The organism is Pseudomonas sp. LBUM1657, from assembly GCF_059716075.1.
This window is the reverse complement of the sequence record NZ_CP166799.1, coordinates 3,797,146-3,818,420: the sequence shown is the minus strand read 5'-3', so window position 1 is coordinate 3,818,420 and position 21,275 is coordinate 3,797,146. Positions and strand designations below refer to the sequence as shown.

The window sequence follows — 21,275 nt, the reverse complement described above, 5'->3', positions numbered from 1 at the left end:
TCGCCACGGTTTACTCAACGTTTGCTGACCACCGCTGTGCTGTCGCGCACCGTCAACTCAAACGGCAAGACCACATGACGCTGTTCAATCGGTTTCTTCTCAATCAGCGCAATCACCATCTCGACGGCTTTCTGGCCGAAGACTTCGGCGGGTTGCGTGATGGTCGTCAGGGGAGGGTCGCAGTACGCCGCGAAAGGGATGTCGTCGAACCCCACCAAGGAAATATCCTCGGGCACCCGCAAGCCCTGTTGCTTGATGCGTTTCAACGCGCCGATGGCCATTTCATCGTTTTCGCAGAACAGCGCGGTGGGGCGCTCGGGCAGCGAAAGCATCGCTGCCGCGCCGTCATCCCCGGCCTGCAAACTGAAATCACCGTGGCAGATCAACGCGGGGTCGGAGGCGATTCCGGCGTGGTGCAATGCATCCTGATAACCGGCCACGCGGTCGCGGGTCAGCGGGCTGCTTTTCGGGCCTTTGATCAGGCCGATCCGGCGGTGGCCCAGTCCGATCAGATGCTCGGTCATGGCCCTGGCTGCGGCGCGATTGTCGAGGCTGATCGTGGGATGACGCCCGCCTTGAATCACCTCACAGGCGTTGACGATGGGCGGTAACTCGGCGTTGGGGAAGGGCGCTTCAAAAGGGTCGTAGGCGCGCAATTGGATCACGCCGTCGGCCTGATGCGCGTACACCAGCGCGGCGAATTCCCGTTCGATTTCCTCGCGGCCCTGGGTGTCGCACAGCAGCAGCCGATACCCGGCAGCCTGCGCCGCCTGTTGCGCGCCGCTGATCACTCGGGCGAAAAACACGTTGGCGATGGCCGGCACCAGAATCACCAGGTTGCCGGTTCTGCGCGAGCGAAACTGCACCGCCATCAGGTTCGGCCGATAACCGGCCTGTTCCACGGCAGCGTTGACCTTGTCCCGGGTGTCGGGGAGCACGCGCTCAGGCGACTTCAGTGTTCTGGACACTGTGGCCACCGAGACGCCGGCAAGCCGGGCTACTTCACGGATATTGGACAAGACCACCTCGTTATCGAACAGCGTGGCCGGCGAGCTTACCGCAGGTCGGCCGTGCCCTGAAATGCTTGTGGATTTTAATCCGGGGTTTGACACCACCTCGAACTGGGCCTAAATTTCCGCCACGATGTAACCGGTTACATCATAGCCGGATTTCAGCCTCACAACGCCTCAAAACAGAGAAGAGTCGCGATGAACGTTCCAGTGGCAAAAATAAGAATGGGGTTTGTCGGCGGCGGCGAGGGCGCCTTCATCGCCAAGGCCCACCGCCAGGCCGCCGGGCTCGACGGCCGTTTTGAGCTGGTGTGCGGCGCCTTCAGCCGCGACCCACAAAACAATCAGAACACCGGTTCGGTGCTGGGCTTGCCTGCTTCGCGCTGCTACAGCGATTGGCAGCAGATGATCGAGGCCGAACGCGCGCTACCCGCCGAGCAGCGCATGGAGTTGGTGGTGATCGTCACTCCCAATCACTTGCATGCCCCGGTGGCCAGCCAGGCACTGGACGCGGGGTTTCATGTGTTCAGCGAAAAGCCTGCGGCGCTGAATCTGGCCGAGTTGCTGGCACTGAAAGAAGTGGTCAGTCGCAGCAATCGCCTTTATGGCCTGGCCCACACGTACTTGGGTTACCCAATGGTCTGGCAGGCGCGCGAGATGGTGCGCAATGGCGTGATCGGCGCGGTGCGCAAGGTGATTGTCGAGTATCCCCAAGGCTGGCTCAGCCAGGATGTGGCCGGGCAGGGCAACAAGCAGGCCGAATGGCGCGACCGGCCCGAGCAGTCAGGGTTGGGCGGCTGCATTGGTGATATCGGCACCCATGCCTTTTCCCTGGCGGAGTTCGTGGCGGATCAACCCATCCAGCACCTGTGCGCGATGTTGGGCGTGCACATCGCTGGCCGGCAACTGGACGATGACGCCTCGATGCTGTTCAAGATGGCCGACGGCGCGAGCGGTGTGCTGATCGCCAGTCAGGTCTGCGCGGGTGAAGAGAACCCGCTGAAGATCCGCGTCTACGGCGACAAGGGTGGGCTGGAGTGGCGTCAGGAAGAGCCCGCCAGCCTGATCCATCGCGCCCTCGATCAACCCTTGCGCGTCTTGCGTTCCGGTGTCGGCCAGCCGTGGTTGTGCGAGGCCGCCAGCCAGCGCATGCGTTTGCCCGCCGGCCACCCTGAAGGCTATCTCGAAGCAATGGCCAACCTCTACGGCGATTTTGCCCGCGCCATCCGTGGCGAGGCCGTCGGCCACGATGCCCCCGGCGTGCCGGGGATCGACGTCGGACTGCGCGGCATGGCCTTCATCGAGACCGTGATCGCCAACCATCGCGGTGACACCAAATGGACCGAACTGGTCTGCACCCCATGACGCTGGAGAGCCCTGCCGTGAACGACCCGAAAACCTCAACCGGCCTGCGTGGTCCGGGGATTTTCCTTGCGCAATTCATGTCCGCCAAAGCACCTTTCGATACCCTGGCCAACATTGCCCATTGGGCGGCGTCGCAAGGCTACAAAGCCATTCAATTGCCGACCCTTGGCACTCAGTTCATCGACCTGGCGCGCGCCGCCGACAGTCAGGAGTACTGCGACGAATTGAACGCCGTCTGCGCGCAAGCAGGCGTCGAGATCAGTGAGCTGTCGACGCATCTGCAAGGCCAACTGGTGGCAGTGCACCCGGCGTTCGACACGCTGTTCGATGACTTCGCACCGGCCCATCTGCGCGGCCAGCCCCAGGCGCGCACCGAGTGGGCGATCGATCAGTTGAAGCTGGCCGCTCGCGCCAGTCAGCGCTTGGGATTGAAAGCGCACGCGACCTTTTCCGGCGCACTGCTCTGGCCGTACATCTACCCTTGGCCGCAGCGGCCGAGCGGTTTGGTCGAGCAAGGCTTTGCCGAACTGGCGAAACGCTGGTTGCCGATCCTCGATTGTTTTGAAGAGGCCGGCGTCGACCTGTGCTACGAAATCCACCCCGGCGAAGACCTGCACGACGGCGCCTCGTTCGAGCGTTTTCTCGAGGCTGTCGATCATCACCCACGCGCGGCCATCCTGTACGACCCGAGTCATCTGCTGCTCCAGCAAATGGACTACTTGGGCTTCATCGATCGCTATCACGAGCGCATCCGCATGTTCCACGTCAAGGACGCTGAGTTTCGGCCCGACGCCCGTTCGGGTGTCTACGGCGGTTATCAGGGATGGGTCGAACGGCCGGGCCGCTTCCGCTCTCTGGGCGATGGCCAGATCGATTTCAAATCGATTTTCAGCAAACTGACCCAATACGACTTCACCGGTTGGGCCGTGCTGGAATGGGAGTGTTGCCTGAAGGATTCCGCGCAGGGCGCAGCAGAGGGGGCGGCGTTCATTGAGCAGCACATGATCACCAAGACCCAAAAGGCCTTCGACGATTTCGCCAGCGTGTCGTCCGACGAAGGTTTCAATCGTCGACTGCTGGGGTTGCCCGACGCCTGAATAAAACGTTGTTCGCTCCTTTCTCCAACAAAAAAAACAATAAGACGGTGACTGTTATGACCACGATGACCGCGCGATTAAGCGCAATGATGTTCCTGCAGTTTTTTATCTGGGGTGGATGGTTTGTCACCCTCGGCACCTTCCTCGCCAGTAACCTGGGCGCCAGCGGCGGGCAGATCGGCATGGCGTTCTCGACCCAATCCTGGGGCGCGATCATCGCGCCTTTTGTGATCGGTTTGATCGCCGACCGTTTCTTCAACGCCGAGCGCATCCTCGCGGTGTTGCACCTGGTCGGCGCGGTGTTGCTGTACCAGCTGTATCGAGCGCCGGACTTCAGCACGTTTTATCCGTTTGTGCTGGCCTACATGATGATCTACATGCCGACCCTGGCCCTGGTCAATTCAGTCGCGTTCCGGCAAATGACTGACCCGGCCCTGGAGTTTTCCCGCATCCGCGTGTGGGGCACCATCGGCTGGATTGTGGCCGGCGTGGTGATCAGCTTTGTGTTTGCCTGGGACTCCCAAACCGCGATTTCATCAGGCGGGTTGCGCAATACCTTTTTGATGTCGGCGATTGCGTCTCTGGTTCTGGGGCTCTACAGCTTCACCTTGCCGCGCACCGCGCCATTGAAGCCTGAGTCGGGCAGCGGCGGCCTCAAGCAAATGCTCGGGCTGGATGCCTTGGGTTTGCTGAAGGATCGCAGCTATCTGGTGTTCTTCATCGCCTCCATTCTGATCTGCATTCCGTTGGCGTTTTATTACCAGAATGCCAACCCGTTCCTGGCGGAAATCGGCGTAACCAACCCCACGGCGAAAATGGCCATCGGGCAGGTTTCCGAAGTGCTGTTCATGCTGCTCCTGCCGCTGTTCATCCATCGCTTCGGGATCAAAATCGCGCTGCTGGTGGGAATGCTGGCGTGGGCCTTGCGCTACTTGTTGTTCGCTTACGGTAACAATGGCGACCTGGCGTTCATGCTGTTCACCGGCATCGCCTTGCACGGCATCTGCTACGACTTCTTCTTCGTCTCCGGCCAGATCTACACCGACGCCAAAGCCTCGGAGCGCTTCAGAAGCTCGGCCCAGGGCCTGATTACGTTGGCGACCTACGGCCTGGGCATGTTGATTGGTTTCTGGGTGGCAGGGCAGGTGACCGACCACTACGCCTCGGTGGACAGCCATGACTGGAAAAGCATCTGGTTGTTCCCGGCAGGGTTTGCGCTGGCGATTTTCTTCTGTTTTGCGCTGGCGTTCAAAGGCCGGCAAACGGCGGTTGTGCAAACGACTGTCTGATGACTTGGCGCTGTCGGAGGTGAGCAATTGCCTCCGACTGATTGAGTCCAGCAAAATCAGCGGGGTTCATCATTTCATCTGCTGGGACGACCCTCTACGTCACGGCTTTCAGCTCGCCTGATCGCGCCGCAGAGAAGGCTGGTTTTACTTGCGGCGTTTTGCGTTACGCTTACTCAACAATGACAGTTGGTTAACGTGACAGAGTAGGTTGAACATTGATCGAACGACGCCAATTCAGCGGAGGCATGAAGGGGAAAAACCTCCGCTATCTGAACGAGCACCCTGACCAGCCTGCCCAAATGGCACGGGCGGGCTTTTTACTGCTCGAACATTTCTCGTTGCCTGCATTCACGCAAGCATTGGATACGATTGTCACCGCGAATCTACTACGTCCAAAGTTGTTCGCTTCCCGAACGTTCGGCTTGAACGACGGGGAGGTCATCAGCGACCTGGGCCTGGTCATTCGCCCGGACGCACGGATCGATGCTTCAGCCATTCATAACCTGGATCTGCTGGTCATTTGCGGCGGCTACAGGACTGAACTGAAAGCGACGGATGAGCTCATCAGTTTGCTGAGAATGGCGTCAGACCTTGGCGTCAGCCTGGCCGGTTTGTGGAATGGCGCATGGTTCCTGGGACGCGCCGGTTTGCTCGATGGCTATCGTTGCGCGATTCACCCCGAACACCGTCCCGCACTCACTGAAATCGCCAAGGCGACCCATGTCAGCAGCGAGCCCTATGTCATTGATCGCGACCGGCTCACAGCGTCCAGTCCGTCCGGGGCATTCCATATGGCGCTGGACTGGATCAAAGGACTGCACGACAAAGCTCTCGTCGAGGGGATCGAAGACATCCTGGCGTTCGAGGAGTCTCGCTACCGGCGCATCAAGCCGACTGAAAATATCTGTGTGAGCGCGCCGTTACGCGAGGTGGTCAAGCTGATGGATGCCAACCTCGAAGAGCCGCTTGAACTGGAGCAGCTCGCCGTTTATGCCGGTCGTTCTCGTCGCCAACTTGAGCGCTTGTTCAAGGAGCAACTGGGCACCACGCCGCAACGCTATTACATGGAATTGCGCATCACTGAGGCGCGACGACTGCTGCAGCACACCGAACTCTCCCAGGTGGACGTGTTGGTGGCGTGTGGCTTTGTGTCGCCGAGCCATTTCAGCAAGTGCTACAGCTCGTATTTCGGCTACCGGCCGTCTAAGGAAACGCGACTCGTCAAGTAAGCGTGCTCATCGAGTGGCCTTGCTGGTAACCATGCCCTGAACCGCGGGTTGATGGATTGATCAGTAGCCCGTGCTGCGCTCGATGCTGCCAATCATCGCTTCGCCCTGCTGATGGCGCCGGATGTTGGCCAGCAAGACTTCGAAGGCGGTTTCCGGCTGGGTCATGGCGCCGATGTGGGGCGTCAGCCAAATATTCGGGTGTAGCCAGAAGGGGTGGTCGGCGGCGGGCGGTTCGTCATTCAGTACGTCGAGCACGGCATGCTCCAGGTGGCCGCTGTCCAGCGCCTGGAGCAGGTCGGCTTCGACCAGATGAGCCCCTCGGCCAAGATTGATCAGCTTCGCGCCACGGGGCAGGGCGGCGAAGGTCGAGGCGTCGAGAATGCCTCGGGTGTCCTGGGTCAGCGGCAACAGGCAAATCAGGATGTCGCATTGACTGAGGAACTGCGGCAACTGTTCAGTCCCGGCGAAACACTCGACCGTATCGATCTGCTTTGCCGAGCGGGCCCAGCCCTTGAGGCTGAAACCGAAGGTGCGCAAACGATCCAGGACCGCCATCCCCAGATTGCCCAGGCCCATGACGCCAAGCGATGTCGGGCGCCGAACCGCGAACCGGCTCGAACAGACTCGGGAAGTCGCGCTCCGGGTTGATGTTGGCCGAGGGTGCGATCCCGATGGTGCCGGTGCAGGCGGGGCCGAGGTCGGAAAGAATGTCACCGAACAGGTTGCTCGCCACCACCACATCGAACCAGTCCGGGTGCAGGACGAAGTTGGCGGTGAGGATGTCGATGTGGAACTTGTCGACCTTGACGTCAGGGTAACGCTTGCCCATTTCGACGACGCGTTCGTCCCGCGCCTGAGCCTGGAGCTGGGCGGCAACGCACCTTTCATTGAGGGAAAAGTGAATAATTTCGTATTAGAGAGGTGGGGCGGCATGTCCTGCTATGTTTGAACGGGCAGCTTTTTGAGGGGGGGCCAGGAGAAGACATCAGGGATTTATGGGGGCTGCGTCTTGTGCGACTCGTTCGCCAAATCAAGCCCGCTGCCTGCGCTGCTAGAATGCACGTGTCATTCCCGATTCTGGAGATCCAAGATGGTCAGCAAGAATACGATTTGTCTCTGGTATGAAGGCGCCGCGCTGGAGGCTGCGACGTTCTACGCGCAGACGTTCCCGGACAGCACGGTGGGCGCTGTCAATCGCGCGCCGGGTGACTATCCGGCGGGGAAGCAGGGCGATGTCTTGACGGTTGAGTTCACGGTGATGGGCATCCCGTGTCTCGGGCTGAACGGGGGGCCGGTGTTCAAGCACAACGAGGCTTTTTCGTTCCAAGTCGCCACTGACGACCAAGCCGAAACGGATCGTTTGTGGAACGCGATTGTCGGAAACGGCGGCCAGGAAAGTGCATGCGGCTGGTGCAAGGACAAGTGGGGACTGTCGTGGCAGATCACCCCACGCATCCTGACGGCCGCAATAGCCGATCCCGATCGAGCTGCGGCCAAGCGCGCGTTCGAAGCGATGATGACGATGGGAAAGATCGACATCGCTGGGATCGAAGCGGCGCTTGGGCGTTAACCAGCAAACATTCCGACCGCTTGATGTTAGAGGGGACTCAGCATGGACCGATTCACCGGCGGTTGCCTGTGCGGTAACGTCCGAATTGAGGCGTCGGGTCTTCCATACCGGGTCGGCGTTTGTCACTGTCTCGACTGCCGCAAGCATCATGGGGCGCTCTTTCACGCTTCTGCGATATTCCCTCAGGATGCGGTGACGATCGAAGGCGAAACACGCGACTACGCCGGGCGGTTTTTCTGTCCCCGCTGCGGTTCGTCCGTTTTCGCCCGCACCGCCGACGAAATCGAAGTGAACCTGGGCTCCCTGGATGCCCCTGACCAACTGATGCCAACCTACGAAAGCTGGATCGTCCGTCGCGAGTCCTGGTTGCCGCCGTTTCCGCTCGCGAGACGCTACGAGCGCGATCGTGACGCCACCGGTCGCTTCGAGGAGTAGGTCGCACACTTTCGGAATCATTGCCACTGAGCAGAGTCAACCGACAACTATTGCATCGGACCGATGTCATGCCTATTCCCGCCCACACCTTTGGCGATCTGCGTCACCATCGCTGGCTGCTGCCAACAGCTGATCCCTGCTTGCGTTGGCTAATAGCGGCAAGTGGACGGCATGGACGCGGTTGATTCGGCGCTGATGGCGGCGCGTGTCCAGTTTGCGATCACCATCAGCTTTCATATCGTGCTGGCGGCACTCACCATTGGTCTGGCGAACTTTTTGATGGTGCTCGAAGCGCTTTGGTTGTGGCGTGGGCGAAAGATCTACCTGGACGTCTACCGTTACTGGCTAAAAGTGTTTGCCCTCAACGTGGCGGTGGGCACTGCCTCGGGCCTGATCCTGGAGTACCAGTTCGGGCTCAATTGGTCGCGGCTTTCGACTCAGGCGGGAGATATCCTCGGCCCATTGATGTTCTACGAAGTGCTTGCCGCCTTTTTTCTGGAGGCTGGCTTTCTTGGCATCATGTTATTCGGATTAAAGAAGGTAGGCCCGCGCCTGCATTTCTTCGCCACCTGCGCGGTAGCCGCTGGATCGCTGATCAGCGCTTTCTGGATCCTGTCGGCCAATTCCTGGATGCATACGCCCGCCGGTTACGCCATTGGCACGGATGGCCGCTTCATCGCCGAGGATTGGTGGGCGATCATCTTCAATCCATCGTTCCCGTATCGTTTTGTGCATATGACATTGGCGGTGTTGCTCGGCACCGCCACACTGGTGGCCGGTGCCAGTGCATGGCAACTGTTAAAGGCGCCTGAGAACCCGCGAGCTCGCCTTCAATACTCGATGGCGCTGTGGACGATTGTCGTGCTCGCGCCCCTGCAAATTGTGGCTGGAGAGCTTCATGGTCAGCACAGCCTCAAGGTTCAGCCGCAAAAGGTTGCTGCCATCGAAGGCTCCTGGACGCGCCCGCCTGAAGGTGCAGGCGAGCCATTACGCTTGTTCGCACTGCCAGACATGGTCGAGCGACGCAACCATTGGGAAGTGGCGATTCCGCGCATAGGTTCGCTGTACCTGCGGCATGACCTGAGCGGCACCATCGCCGCGCTGGATGAATTCCCGCCTCAGGACATCCCGCCGGTGCCCGTGGTGTTCTTCGCTTTTCGCTTCATGGTTGGCCTGGGCCTGTTGATGCTGGGGCAGGGCCTGACCAGTTTGGTATTGCGATGGCGAAAACGGTTGTACGCAGCGCGTTGGATGCTCCGAGGGTGTGTGCTGATGGCCCCGGCTGGATTACTGGCGATGCTCAGTGGCTGGGTCGTGACCGAGGTTGGCCGTCAACCCTTCACGGTCTATGGCTTGCTGCGCACGGCTGACAGTCTGTCATCGGTTTCCCGGCAGCAGGTGATCGGGTCAACCTGGGTCATCCTGTCGTTTTACCTGCTGATATTCGGGGTGGGCCTCTGGGTCCTGCTGCGACTTCTACGTGAACCACCGCACAAGGACGAGCCCGGGCCGCAGCCAACCCTGGCTGACGAGACAGGTGAGTCCTGAGGGCATGAATCCATGTTGGACAATGACTGGATAACACTACTTTCCGCTGCGGCCCTGGCGTTCTCGGTACTGAACTATGTGCTGTTGGACGGCACTGATCTTGGCGTTGGCGTGCTGATGGGCTTCACCCGTAGCAGACGGCAGCGTCGTACCATGGCAGTGACCATCCTGCCGATCTGGGATGCCAATGAAACCTGGCTCGTGCTTGGGGGTGGCGGGCTGCTGGCGTTGTTTCCACTGGCCTACGCCATCCTGCTGCCGGCGCTTTATCTGCCGTTTATCCTGATGTTTTTGGCGTTGATTCTTCGAGTGGTAGCGTTGGAGTTTCGTGACTATTCGCCCAGCGACGGAATCAAGCGCGCCGTCGACGGTTTGCTGTCGGGTGGTTCACTGCTCGCCGGCGCCTCTCAAGGGGTGGTGTTGGGTACGCTGGTTCAAGGCATACCCAATCAGGGCGGGCAGTACAGTGGTAACAGTCTGGAGTGGCTGGGCCTGTTTCCGCTGTATTGTGGTGCAGTGCTTGTGGTCGGCTACACGTGGCTGGGCGCCTGCTGGTTGTATTGGCGAACGGACGACGAACTCCAGCAGCGATCAGGTCGTCAGGCGAGGGTGCTGGCCCTCGTAACCTTGGCGCTATTGACCGTGTTGGTTGCCTGGACAGCGACACTGGACACCCGATATGCGCAGCGGCTTTCGGATCACCTTGTCTGGATGCCGGCCGCAACCCTGGTCTTTTCACTGCTGATCGGCTTCATCCTGGGCTTTCGAAGTCGCCGGGAGTACCTGCCGCTGTTCGCGGCATTGGGCATCTTTGTGTTGGCTTTCGCATTGATGCTCGTGGCGCTCTATCCGCTGATTGTCCCGCCTCATCTGACCTTGCAAGCCGCCGCGTCCAGTCCGACCAGCCAGAGGTTCATGTTGGTCGGTTTCGCCGTGCTGATACCGGTGACGCTGATTTACAACACCTACGGCTTTAAGGTCTTTAGCGGGAAGGTGCGTGCCGTTCGTGATTGATTGAAACCTTGGGTTTATCGTTGGCGCTGGCGCGCCCCCTGGTCTGGAGCTTTGCATGAAAGTTGGTGTGATTTCCGATACCCATGGCTTGCTCCGCGCCGAAGCCATTGTTGCCCTGAAGGGTTGTGAACAGATCATTCACGCGGGTGACATCGGCAACCCCGACATTCTCGCTCAACTGGCGTCTATCGCCCCACTGTATGTAGTCCGCGGGAACAACGACCTGGACGCCCCTTGGGCAGAAAATCTCCCCGACGTTCTCCGTTTCGACCTCAACGGATGGCCGACGCTGCTCGTGCATGACATCGCCGACGTTCCAGCTGAACTCGATGGCGATATAAAACTGGTGATCACCGGCCATTCGCACAAGCCGCGCATCGAATGGCATGGCGAAAAACTCTATCTCAACCCCGGGAGCGCCGGCCGGCGACGCTTCAAACTGCCGGTGACGCTGGCGCTGCTTGAAGTGCTTTCGACCTCGATTGAGCCTCGTCTGGTCTCGCTACTGGAATGACCATTCACTTACATCAAACGCCCACCCCTGTGGTTAGCGTCTACTGTAAGAGGATGGTCGATGGGTGGGTTGGAGGCGTCCCGTGACGAATGAACTTGATGCAAACGTGCGAAACATCGTCGTCATTGGCACCTCCGCGGGTGGCGTTCAGGCGCTGATCGCCTTGTTTGAAAATCTACCCGCCGACTTGCCCGCTGCGTTTCTGGTGGTGCTGCATATTCCCGCCCATCAACCGAGCGTCCTTCATCGTGTGCTCTCAAATGTGACGAGCATGCGGGTCGTAGCGGCTCAGGACGGTCAGCGTATCGAAGCTCGTACGGTCTATGTCGCCATCGCGGATCGGCACCTGATGCTGACGGAGGACGGGATACGACTGACGCGTGGACCCAAGGAGTGCCGCGTACGTCCTGCGGTGGACGTGCTGTTCCGTTCGGCGGCGGTCAACTACGGCGCTCGTGTGATTGGCGTCATTCTGTCGGGCGCATTGGACGACGGGACCGCCGGATTATGGGCGGTAAAAGACCGGGGTGGTTTGACTTACGTCCAGGAACCTTCCGAAGCCCTGCTGAGTTCGATGCCCGACAGTGCAATCGAGCATGTGAAGATCGATCTTGTCGGCACCGCGGCAGTGCTCGCCAGTGAACTCTCCAAGAGGGTCGGCAGCCGGATTGATGGCCCACCTGAACAGGATGTAAGGCCCCGCCATGTCATCGAGAACATCATCTCCTTGAAAGGCAACGGTCTCGAGGCTGGTGTCATGGGGTTAGGCAAGGTTTCCCAGTTCACCTGCCCGGATTGTCATGGCGTGCTCGTGCAGATTGAGGAAGGCTCAATCGTCAGATTTCGTTGCCATACAGGCCATGCCTTTTCGATCAAGTCACTCATTTGTGAAGTCAATGCTGCCATCGACTCGGGGCTTTGGGACACCTTGAGGGCGGTGGAGGAAAGGATCCTGCTGCTGCGCCAAATGGCTGGACAGGCGGCGGCGGTGGGCGCCACCGAGGACGCCACCGAATGCGCCCGGCAAGCCGACTTGGCCGAAAAGCGCTTGAAGCCACTGCGCGCGTTGGTGCTCGATCCCAAATTCTTCGGTCACGATGACGATAAATAGCGGGTCCCCCCCGCACCGATACGCTGCCCTGTCATCCACGTCATGTCATGGGCGATTCGCGTGTTGCGCTGCTCAAGCCCTTGGCCGTTACACCGATGCGCGAGAACACCTGCCACACAAAAAGCAGCACGCTGCAGCCAATGAGGATAGATGCGGCGCCAATCAATGGTTCGACTGACGGGAAGCCCTTGAGGCGCAGCGTCAGTGCGCCGAGCATCACCGGGACGCCAACGTTGTACGTCCAGAACTGTGCTGCCGCAGCGCGCCCTTCGGTGATTGAAGGGTGCGCTGTGCCGATGAGTCCGAACAGTGCCATCGACACCCATCCCAACAGATTGACGTGAGCATGTACCGCGAAGAGCGAGTGGTCGCCGGAAGCGCCCATCGCCACACCCAGCAGCACGCCAATGACAAAGTAGAGGGCAGCGAGCCGAAACCAGGTCCGCGAACGGGAATTGTGATTCATGGCATTCACCTCATGCGCCCTTGGGCGCGCTCAGTTGCTGATAACACTATGTGAAGTTGTTTTGCCCGGCGCGGCGGTTGTGCCCACTCATAATGAGCGACCTCTTGTTGGTTGGTTGCCAGGCGTCTATTATGAGACTCAAGTCTCATGATAAGACGGAGTATCATTTATTCCATGTCGATTCCGAAGTCAAGCCCGTCGGTCCGTGACGGCGATCCGCAAGGCCGCGCCAACCAGAAGTTGCGAACACGCCAGGCGCTTATCGATGCCGCCGTCGCATTGCGCGACGAGGGCCATAACCCGACGGTTGCGCAAGTGGCCGAGCGCGCGATGGTGTCGCGCGCCACGGCATATCGCTACTTTCCCTCGACCGAGGCATTGATAAGCGAGACGGCAGCCGATCGTGACATGACGCCGCTGGAGCACATCTGGCGACCGGGCGACGATCCGGTAAAGGGCATTGGCCTGGCGGCGAACGCGTTGAACAAACTCTTGATCGATGACGAGATCGGCCTGCACGTGATGGAACGTTCGTTCATGACGGTGTGGCTCGAAAGCGAGTCCCACGAGCCGCTGCGACCTGGCCGACGCATGAGCTACATCGAACCGATTGTCGACTCGTTGAAGGACGTGCTCACACCCCGGGCGCGCAAACGACTGAAGCAGGCGCTGTCGATTGTCATGGGCACCGAAGCGTTGATCGCCGTGCGCGATATCAGTGGCGCGACCATCGACGAATCACTCGACACCGCCGCCTGGGCGGCTCGGGCGCTCGTTCGCCAGGCACTGGCGGAGGATGAACAGTCGCGACAAAAGCGAAGCGCCAGGCCTGCGAAATCGCGGTCTTCTGCTCCACCAGACTGAATCGCCAGAGACTGCTCGCTACGGGCCCATCTTTTGCTTGAGTTCGGCTTCGCTCCAAACGCCACTGAGCGGTCCACCCGGCAAACCTTCATTAGCTCGCGCCAGCGGTAGAAGTACCGGTACAAACCCGGCGTCGCGCACCAACCGGGCACCCAGGTCCCGGGCCTGGGCATCATCGGCGAAGGTGGGAATCGCCTTGTTTTTGCCGGCCTCGCTTTTCATTGATGCGTAGCCTATGGCGTTGAACGCGCGCACCAGGTGAACGCCGGGCAGATAGTGCTGGTCCGCTAAGGCGACTCCCTGATCCAGCGCCTTGCGCCCAACGTCTCCGTCACGGCCGCTGAATGGGTTGCTGGTACTGAACACCACTTTGCCGCCCAGCTTGCCCTTCAGCTGTTCGGACAGCACCGGCATTGCCCCGTAGGGAACACTCAGCACGATCACATCGCCCCATGCGGCTGCATCGCTGACCGAGCCCGCCCGAGCATTGGGGCCGGCGGTCTTGACCAGGTCCGTCAGCTCCTCGGGGTGGCGTGACGAAAACATCACCGAGTGGCCAGCCTTTACCCATAGCGTGCCAAGTGTACCGCCGACTTTACCGGCGCCGATCACGCTGATTTTCAGGGTGTCCGCCATAGCCTGGCTGGTGAACAGGACCAGACCGGCGAACGTAAGAAAGAGGGTTCTGGACATGCGCTGCGCTCCGGGTTGGAAAACGGTCATGTAACCACCGTAGTAGAGCTTGCGCATAAACGAAAGGCGCGTACGGGTGCAGCGGACCTCGGCTGACCCCCTTCAGCGTTTCTTGTGTCCTCGCCTATGTTTAAGATTGGACGACCACACGGAGGGAGGTAGTGAAGATGGATTGTCAGGTTCGCCTCGCAACGAGCGAGGATGCACGAGCGATAAGCCACGTTGTGATCAGCGCCCTGCGTGAGTCCAATGCGCAGGATTATCCGCCCGATGTGATTGCTCAGGTGGAGCAGAGCTTTTCCCCGCAGGCGATCCATCAGTTGATGACGCAGCGCCGGGTTTATGTGGCCTCTGTCGATCATCGTGTCGTCGCAACCGCCAGCCTGGACGGGGACGTTGTAAGAAGCGTATTTGTCGAACCGCAGCATCAAGGGCGCGGAATCGGCAGGCAGCTCATGGCTGTGATTCATACCGCCGCCCTCAGCGCAGGCCTTGATGTATTGCGCGTGCCATCCTCCATCACCGCAGAAGGCTTTTACGCCTCACTGGGTTTTCGAAAGGTACGGGATGAGTTCCACGGTGCCGAGCGCACAATCATCATGCGGAGACCGTTAACGCAGTAGTGCACCTCTGTGACCCGGCTGGCGGTCAGGGCAGACATCGAACAAAGGCGTTGCAATCGTCCGTCAGCGTGATGCTCTTGAGGCTTGATCGCCTCTATAGATGAACGGCGGCATCAAACTTCGTCTCGACTGCACGTGGGGTAGCCACCGGGTCGTGCAGCAACGAGTAGCCTCGGTCCAGTAACGTACGGCCGATAAAACGCGAACCCACTTCATTCAAGTGAGAATCATCCAGGTACAGCAGTTGGCCCTTGATAATCGGGCTGCACACGCCTGCCGGGCATATCACTTGATTGGGATCGATAAAGTGCACCTGCGGGAACTTCGCGCGTACGTCAGCCCAATAGGGCGCCACGGCACTTTGGGTGACCGAGCAATTGTGGTCGGTACCGAACATCAATTGGCGAATCGGGCAGCTTGCGGCCTTTGCGATGCTCTGATTCCTCAAGATGACGATGACCTCGTCGCTGTGCTCCACCACCCGCTTGATACTCGCTTCGACGATGTCTTTGGCAATCGCGTCCCTGGGCCAAATCGCCGCCAGTACCACGTAGTGGAATTTGTTCTGTTCGATCAGGTTGAACGCTCGTTCGTTACGTTTTGCACAATGCTCGGCATAGACCGCGGACATGTCGACCGTGTAGCCGATGATCGGCGGGCACGAGTCCATGGTGTAGTCCATGATCGAGAGGTTGTCTGGTTTGGCCAGAAGATCGACCATGCCGGTGAAGTGATTGGCAAACGAATCACCGATCATGATGCCGTCCAGCTGTTCTTTTTTGACCCCCAGACGACACGCGTCATTAGGTCCGGTGCCGTACAGCGCGTTGGTGACGTGGCATCCGCTACGAATCTCGCTCGGCTTCTGCTGGGTCATCGCTTCAAGTAGCAAAACATCAGGGCTGAAACGTTGCGGAAAGCCGTTGAATTGCAGGCTCAGTGCCGCCAACGTGGCCAGGCCCAGTGCCGGAAAGGCGAATCGGCGGGCGAAGACCCGGGAAAAGTGCCACGTTGCCCCATTACGCCGAAAGGGCACCTCGACATAACGCCAGGTTAGCCACGCGAGGATGATGGATACCGCGATCAGCATCGCCCCGACAGGCAAATCGATGGGGATCTCCAGGTAACTCAGGTAGGCAATCAACGGCCAGTGCCACAAATACAACGAATAGGAAATCAGGCCGATAAACACCATGGGACGGTTGGTGAGCAAGCGCGAGCGCGTGTCGCCGTTGCCGGCCAGGATCAACAACGCGGCCCCCAGGCACGGGATCAGGGCGTTGATCCCGGGGAAGGTCGAGTTGGCGTTCAAGGCAACCAGCGAAAAACCGATCAACAGGTAGCCTGCCAGCGCAAAACCATGGGCTGTCAGCTTTCCGATGATGCGCGGTTGATGAAGGTAGATCCCCAGCAGCCCACCCAGCATCAATTCGAAAAAGCGCGTAGGCAGCAGATAGTAGGCGGCGGTCGCAAAGACGCCTGTCGCGTATTCTGAAACGCCAACCGCGACTAGCACGCCAATGGCCAAGACCGGCAGCACGTAACGCGGCGCCAAGCGATAGAGCAACACGATGAACAGTGGCCAGAGCAGGTAGAACTGCTCTTCAATACCCAGTGACCAAGTGTGCAGCAGGGGGGCTTCACTGGCGTCGGCGGCGAAATAGTTGCCGTACTTGACCCAGATATAGATGTTCGAGACGCCCAGCAAAGAGAGGAGTGTGCTGACGTTGAGCCGGATCAGGTCGATCGGAGAAAGGATAAAAGCCCCGACGATCGCGGTCGCCAGCAGTACCGTTACCAATGCAGGAACAATGCGATTGATGCGTCGCTGATAAAAAACCTTCAGCGAGAAAGCGTTGCGCTTGACCTCGGAAAACACCTGGGAGGTGATCAAAAAGCCGGAGATGACAAAGAAGATGTCAACGCCCACGAACCCCCCTGGCAGCAGGCTGGTGTTGAGGTGATGCAGGACTACCGCAATCACCGCCACAGCCCGCAGCCCATCTATGTCGGAGCGGTACTTGCCCTGAGCCATGTGCCTGACCATCCCTAACGCTGTTGCCATCAGTCGGACGTCCGACCATGACAGCCACTGTCAAGATTTGGACGCACTCCACCCCAGATATCAGTTGTAGTTGGAAAATTGACGGTAAGCAAAATTGAATGCGAAATAACGGCCTGATGCCTGCTCGCTTCGAACGTGATATGACGCAAAGATGAGCTGCTTTCGACCCAATATTTAGCTAAACGGCGTCCAGCGAATCCCGGTAATACGCCTTCAATGTATCGACGAATTCCTCCGCCAATCGCGTCCTCGCCTGGGCGGTCGGCCAGATCACATAGGTTGGAAACAGGATGTCCGGCCTGAACGGTCTGACCACGATGTCGCGGTGAAGATAATCCTTGGCCACCAGCGGGTGGGCGAGGGTGATGCCCATGCCGAGGGCCACCATTTCGCAGTTGATCGCGCTGTACTGCGCTTCGACAGCCATCACGCGTTCCACGCCCGCCTGCTCGAACAAGCCATCCACCATTGAGCGTGTGCCATCTCCGTGACAGAGCGACACGAACGCTTGCCCTTCGAGGTCTTCGAAAGTGATCTGTGAGCGTTCCGAGAGTGGATGTGCACGTGGCAACACGCACACGGCCGCTACCTCGGCGAGCAGCTCGACCTGTTGGCTTTGGACATCGCCGGGGTGAACCACGATGCCGATGTCGCAGAACTGCGATTTTACCCATTGCTCCACCGTCGGCGAGGAGTTCACGTGTAACGACACCGTGAGCTCCGGGCGCGAATCGGTGAAGGTCTTGAGCACCCTGGGCAGCACGCTCATACCGGTCGATGGCACGGCCGCCACCCGCAGACGACCAGTGCCCAGATTGCGAATGTTCTTCGCCGAATGCTTGAGGCTGTCGAGGCCGACATAAGCACGCTCGACCTCATGAAAGAACGCCTGACCTTCCTGAGTCGGGATCAATCGCACACCCGCACGCTTGAACAAGGTCAAGCCGGTGCTCAGTTCCAGCTGCGCAATCAGCCGGCTGACGTTGGGCTGCGAGGTGTACAGCACTTCTGCCGCCGCCGTCATCGAGCCCAATCGCATCACGCTACGGAATGCTTCTATTTGCCTGAGGTTCATGCCCGACCTTCCATATCAAATATGAATAGCTAACCCGGATATTGTGATTTGACCACATGGATAGTGCATCGCAATACTCCAGACCAGCAACCCATAGCGCACATGAAGATGCGCCATCCCGTGAGGTATTCGCCGGGAACATGCACCGCGCTGCATGGCTTCGATTGACGCCGAAGCAACTGACGCATTGTTCGATCTGCCCCACGCACTTCGGAGATAGTCTGTGAATAGCCATAACTCGACCTCAGCAACACCGTCGTTTCGTCCTCTGACCCGCATTGTCACTGCTGTCGCTGTCGCCCTTGTCGGGTTAGGCAGTGGCTCCGCATTCGCCGAACCCACGCTCTATGTGGCCGGTGTCGGAGGGTCCACCGAGCAGATGTACAAGACCAAAGTCATCCCCGCGTTCGAGAAACAACACAACGTCAAAGTGGTGTACGTCGCCGGCAATTCCACCGAAACCCTGGCCAAATTGCAGGCGCAGAAAGGGCGTCAGCAGATCAACGTGGCGATGATGGACGACGGGCCGATGTATCAGGCGCTGCAAATGGGCCTGTGCGAAAAACTCACCGATGCACCGGTCTACAAAGACCTCTATCCGCTGGCGCGAATCAGCCCCGAAGCGACGGGCGTCGGAGTGGTCGCCACGGGTATCGGCTACAACGAAGAGGCCTTCAAGAAACGTGGTTGGGCAGCGCCGGATTCCTGGGAAGACCTCACCGATCCACGCTATAAGCAACTGCTGGGCATGCCGCCCGTGACCAACACCTACGGCTTGCACACCCTGGTCGAAATGGCCCGTTTGCGCGGCGGTGGCGAAAAGAATATCGACCCTGGCTTCAAGGCGCTGAAAGACGAAATCGGCCCGAACGTATTGGCCTGGGTGTCAGCCCCGGGTGAGATGGACGGCATGATGCAGAACGGCGACGTGGTGATGGCGGTATACGGCAGCGGTCGTGCGGTGGCGTTGCAGGGCACCGGTTTTCCACTCAAGTTCATCTACCCGAAAGAAGGCGGCATCGCCTTGCAGATCGCGGCCTGTGGCGTCACGCCCAATGCGCAGCCCGAGTTGTCGCAGCAGTTCATCCAGTACGTGCTGTCACCCGAAGTGCAGACCATCCAGGCCCGGGAAAACGGCTTTGCGCCGGTTAACCAGACCGTCACCCTTGAACCGGACATCGCCGCACGCATGCCGTATGGCCCGGAGAAGGTGAACGCGTTGATCAAAGTCGATTGGGACACGATCAACCAGAAGCGCAGTGAGTGGACAACGCGCTGGAATCGCACGGTCGAGCGCTAGCCGCTCGACGACTCCGATCCTTCCCGAAACCCTCCTGGAGACGCAGGCCTGTGCCTGCGTGGCAAGCCAATGGCATTTCTCACACTCGAAGGCATCGTCAAGACCTATGGCAGTTTCAGGGCCATCGACGGTTTGAACCTGGAAGTCCGGCACGGCGAATTCATTGCTTTACTCGGCCCCTCCGGATGCGGCAAGACCACCACCCTGCAATCCATTGCCGGCTTCGTGCAGCCCACGGAAGGGCGCATTGTCCTTGATGGCCGTGACATCACCCATGTACGCCCCGAGCAACGGGGCCTGGGCATTGTCTTTCAAAGCTACGCGCTGTTCCCGCACATGACCGTGGCACAGAACATCAGTTTCGGTCTGGAAATGCGCGGCGTGCCCAAGGCTGAACGGAGCAAGCGCGTTGACGAGGCGCTGGACCTGGTGCGCCTCGGCGGCCTGGGCGAGCGTTATCCCAAAGCGCTGTCCGGTGGCCAGCGTCAACGAGTCGCGATTGCCCGGGCTTTGGCGATCCGGCCCAACCTGTTGCTGCTCGACGAGCCCATGTCCAACCTCGACGCCAAGCTGCGCGAAGAGATGCACATCGAGTTGCGGGCCATTCAGCGCAACCTGGGCATCACCACGATTCTGGTGACTCACGACCAGGTCGAGGCGATGACCATGAGCGACCGCATCGCCGTCATGCACAAAGGCCGCATCGTGCAGATCGATACGCCGTTCGAAGCCTATGAACGCCCGCATTCACCCTTCGCTTCGGCGTTCCTGGGCAAGACCAACGCCTTCGCCGGCGCCGTGCAAACCCGCAATGATCGTTGCTGCAATGTTCAGGTCCGGGACACGCTCCTGCACGTGCCCCACGAAGATCGCTCGCTGGGTAATGACGTCAACGTCTACATCCGCCCGGAAAAAATCCGTCTGACGGAGGCGGGCAGGGGGCGTTTGAACGGGCGCATCCGCTTGCGGGTGTTTCTCGGCAATCTGTGGTTGATCGCGGTGGAAAGTCACCTCGGGCTGGTGCATATGACCCAGCCCAACCTCGGCACGCCACCGCCCAATGAAGGCAGCGAAATCGGCCTGGACTGGTCCGACGATGACCTGCGTCTGCTGGATCGAGAGGTCGCCCATGGCCAGGTATGACGCAGAACACGTCGGCGTTGCGCCGTGGTTGCTCAGTGGGCCGGCGCTGCTGGTCTTCATTGCGCTGTTGTTGGCGCCGTTGCTGTTGACCGCGGTGTTGTCGCTCAACCTGTACAGCGACACCGACGGCGTGTTGCCGGTGTACAGCCTCGGCAATTATGTGGAAGTGTTCAAGGACGGTTACTTCCATGAAATCTTTCTGCGCACCGGCGCCATGGCGTTGGCGGTCACGGTCCTTTGCGTCCTGCTCGGTGTTCCGGAAACCATCATCATTGCGCGCATGGCGCCGCGCTGGCGTTCGCTGTTCCTGCTGGTGGTACTCGGACCGCTGCTGATTTCGGTGGTGGTGCGCACCCTCGGCTGGGCGATCCTGCTGGGCAACAACGGGCTGATAAACGATGCGTTGCAAGCGCTGGGCATCACAGATCAGCCGGTGAAAATGTTGTTCACCCAGCTCGGGGTGATCATCGCCCTGACCCACGTGCTGGTGCCGTTCATGGTGATTGCGGTATGGGCGACGTTGCAGCGGCTGGACCTGCAGGTGGAATGGGCCGGCCTGTCCCTGGGCGCTTCGCGCCTCACCGTGTTCCGCCGAATCATCCTGCCGCAGATCATGCCCGGCATTCTCTCCGGCTCGATCATCGTCTTCGCCCTGGCGGCATCCGCCTTCGCCACCCCGGCGATCATTGGTGGGCGTCGTCTGAAAGTTGTGGCGACGGCGGCCTACGACGAGTTCCTCGGCACCCTCAACTGGCCCCTCGGCGCCGCCATCGCGATGCTCCTGCTTGTCGCCAACCTGATCATCATTTTGGGTTGCAGCAAGCTGGCCGAGCGTCGCTTCAAGCAAGTCTTCGAGTAACCGGC

Annotated in this window: 21 protein-coding genes and 2 pseudogenes; 16 read left to right on the top strand and 7 right to left on the bottom strand. The window is 59.7% G+C overall.

Features of this window, described 5'->3' with window-relative positions:
- Positions 1-14: 14 nt before the first annotated feature.
- Complete coding sequence (locus ACA055_RS17585; RefSeq protein ID WP_497679808.1) at positions 15-1,019, bottom strand: LacI family DNA-binding transcriptional regulator; 1,005 nt, start codon at positions 1,017-1,019, stop codon at positions 15-17.
- A gap of 189 nt (positions 1,020-1,208) precedes the next feature.
- On the opposite strand from ACA055_RS17585, the gene ACA055_RS17580 reads away from it, so the two are divergent.
- The 4 genes from ACA055_RS17580 to ACA055_RS17565 all read left to right on the top strand — a co-directional run bounded on the left by ACA055_RS17580 (position 1,209) and on the right by ACA055_RS17565 (position 5,990).
- Positions 1,209-2,375: a Gfo/Idh/MocA family protein gene (locus tag ACA055_RS17580; RefSeq protein ID WP_497679807.1), complete on the top strand. Its 1,167-nt coding sequence runs from the start codon at positions 1,209-1,211 to the stop codon at positions 2,373-2,375.
- Entirely contained in the window at positions 2,372-3,472 is a 1,101-nt protein-coding gene (locus tag ACA055_RS17575; protein WP_497684442.1) for a sugar phosphate isomerase/epimerase family protein, read from the top strand. Before ACA055_RS17580 ends, ACA055_RS17575 begins: the two co-directional genes overlap by 4 nt.
- 56 nt (positions 3,473-3,528) lie before the next feature.
- Complete coding sequence (locus ACA055_RS17570) at positions 3,529-4,761, top strand: nucleoside permease (RefSeq protein ID WP_497679806.1); 1,233 nt, start codon at positions 3,529-3,531, stop codon at positions 4,759-4,761.
- Between the two features lie 215 nt (positions 4,762-4,976).
- Positions 4,977-5,990, top strand: a complete 1,014-nt coding sequence (locus ACA055_RS17565; RefSeq protein ID WP_497679805.1) for a GlxA family transcriptional regulator — start codon at positions 4,977-4,979, stop codon at positions 5,988-5,990.
- Between the two features lie 60 nt (positions 5,991-6,050).
- Here ACA055_RS17565 and ACA055_RS17560 read toward each other — a convergent pair.
- A pseudogene (locus ACA055_RS17560) lies at positions 6,051-6,575 on the bottom strand (NAD(P)-dependent oxidoreductase); the annotation flags it as partial.
- A pseudogene (locus tag ACA055_RS17555) lies at positions 6,574-6,837 on the bottom strand (isocitrate/isopropylmalate family dehydrogenase); the annotation flags it as partial. The pseudogenes ACA055_RS17560 and ACA055_RS17555, both read right to left, overlap by 2 nt.
- Between ACA055_RS17555 and ACA055_RS17550 the strand changes: the two are divergent.
- From ACA055_RS17550 to ACA055_RS17520, 7 genes are all read left to right on the top strand, one after another.
- Positions 6,745-6,939 carry a hypothetical protein gene (locus tag ACA055_RS17550; RefSeq protein WP_497679804.1) on the top strand — a complete coding sequence of 65 codons (195 nt, stop codon included), beginning with the start codon at positions 6,745-6,747 and terminating at the stop codon, positions 6,937-6,939. The pseudogene ACA055_RS17555 and the gene ACA055_RS17550 overlap by 93 nt on opposite strands.
- A 141-nt stretch (positions 6,940-7,080) precedes the next feature.
- Complete coding sequence (locus ACA055_RS17545; protein WP_497679803.1) at positions 7,081-7,560, top strand: VOC family protein; 480 nt, start codon at positions 7,081-7,083, stop codon at positions 7,558-7,560.
- A 42-nt stretch (positions 7,561-7,602) separates the two neighbouring features.
- Entirely contained in the window at positions 7,603-7,995 is a 393-nt protein-coding gene (locus ACA055_RS17540; RefSeq protein WP_497679802.1) for a GFA family protein, read from the top strand.
- Positions 7,996-8,166: 171 nt separating this feature from the next.
- Positions 8,167-9,543 carry a cytochrome ubiquinol oxidase subunit I gene (locus ACA055_RS17535; protein ID WP_497679801.1) on the top strand — a complete coding sequence of 459 codons (1,377 nt, stop codon included), beginning with the start codon at positions 8,167-8,169 and terminating at the stop codon, positions 9,541-9,543.
- Between the two features lie 12 nt (positions 9,544-9,555).
- The gene (gene cydB, locus ACA055_RS17530; RefSeq protein ID WP_497679800.1) at positions 9,556-10,557 is read left to right on the top strand and encodes a cytochrome d ubiquinol oxidase subunit II; all 1,002 of its coding nucleotides are present in this window, start codon (positions 9,556-9,558) and stop codon (positions 10,555-10,557) included.
- Positions 10,558-10,612: 55 nt separating this feature from the next.
- The gene (locus ACA055_RS17525) at positions 10,613-11,071 is read left to right on the top strand and encodes a metallophosphoesterase family protein (protein ID WP_497679799.1); all 459 of its coding nucleotides are present in this window, start codon (positions 10,613-10,615) and stop codon (positions 11,069-11,071) included.
- Between the two features lie 82 nt (positions 11,072-11,153).
- On the top strand, positions 11,154-12,182 hold the full coding sequence (locus ACA055_RS17520; RefSeq protein ID WP_497679798.1) for a chemotaxis protein CheB: 1,029 nt from the start codon (positions 11,154-11,156) through the stop codon (positions 12,180-12,182).
- Between the two features lie 40 nt (positions 12,183-12,222).
- Here the strand turns inward: ACA055_RS17520 and ACA055_RS17515 are convergent, their stop codons facing one another.
- Entirely contained in the window at positions 12,223-12,648 is a 426-nt protein-coding gene (locus tag ACA055_RS17515) for a DUF2871 family protein (protein WP_497679797.1), read from the bottom strand.
- 174 nt (positions 12,649-12,822) lie between these two features.
- Between ACA055_RS17515 and ACA055_RS17510 the strand changes: the two genes are divergently transcribed.
- Positions 12,823-13,512, top strand: coding sequence for a TetR/AcrR family transcriptional regulator (locus ACA055_RS17510; protein ID WP_497679796.1), 690 nt, complete (start codon positions 12,823-12,825; stop codon positions 13,510-13,512).
- Between the two features lie 18 nt (positions 13,513-13,530).
- Here the strand turns inward: ACA055_RS17510 and ACA055_RS17505 are convergent, their stop codons facing one another.
- The gene (locus ACA055_RS17505; RefSeq protein WP_497679795.1) at positions 13,531-14,205 is read right to left on the bottom strand and encodes an NADPH-dependent F420 reductase; all 675 of its coding nucleotides are present in this window, start codon (positions 14,203-14,205) and stop codon (positions 13,531-13,533) included.
- Positions 14,206-14,372: 167 nt separating this feature from the next.
- Here ACA055_RS17505 and ACA055_RS17500 point away from each other — a divergent pair, with 167 nt between their 5' ends.
- Complete coding sequence (locus tag ACA055_RS17500) at positions 14,373-14,828, top strand: GNAT family N-acetyltransferase (RefSeq protein ID WP_497679794.1); 456 nt, start codon at positions 14,373-14,375, stop codon at positions 14,826-14,828.
- A gap of 94 nt (positions 14,829-14,922) precedes the next feature.
- Here the strand turns inward: ACA055_RS17500 and ACA055_RS17495 are convergent, their stop codons facing one another.
- Complete coding sequence (locus tag ACA055_RS17495) at positions 14,923-16,893, bottom strand: acyltransferase family protein (RefSeq protein ID WP_497679793.1); 1,971 nt, start codon at positions 16,891-16,893, stop codon at positions 14,923-14,925.
- A 178-nt stretch (positions 16,894-17,071) separates the two neighbouring features.
- A complete protein-coding gene (locus tag ACA055_RS17490; RefSeq protein WP_497679792.1) occupies positions 17,072-17,968 on the bottom strand; it encodes a LysR substrate-binding domain-containing protein in 897 nt (298 codons plus the stop codon).
- A 223-nt stretch (positions 17,969-18,191) separates the two neighbouring features.
- On the opposite strand from ACA055_RS17490, the gene ACA055_RS17485 reads away from it, so the two are divergent.
- From ACA055_RS17485 to ACA055_RS17475, 3 genes are all read left to right on the top strand, one after another.
- Positions 18,192-19,268 carry an ABC transporter substrate-binding protein gene (locus tag ACA055_RS17485; protein WP_497679791.1) on the top strand — a complete coding sequence of 359 codons (1,077 nt, stop codon included), beginning with the start codon at positions 18,192-18,194 and terminating at the stop codon, positions 19,266-19,268.
- A gap of 69 nt (positions 19,269-19,337) precedes the next feature.
- Entirely contained in the window at positions 19,338-20,411 is a 1,074-nt protein-coding gene (locus ACA055_RS17480) for an ABC transporter ATP-binding protein (protein ID WP_497679790.1), read from the top strand.
- Entirely contained in the window at positions 20,398-21,270 is an 873-nt protein-coding gene (locus ACA055_RS17475; protein WP_497679789.1) for an ABC transporter permease, read from the top strand. The genes ACA055_RS17480 and ACA055_RS17475 overlap by 14 nt, the downstream gene beginning before the upstream one ends.
- Positions 21,271-21,275: the final 5 nt, after the last annotated feature.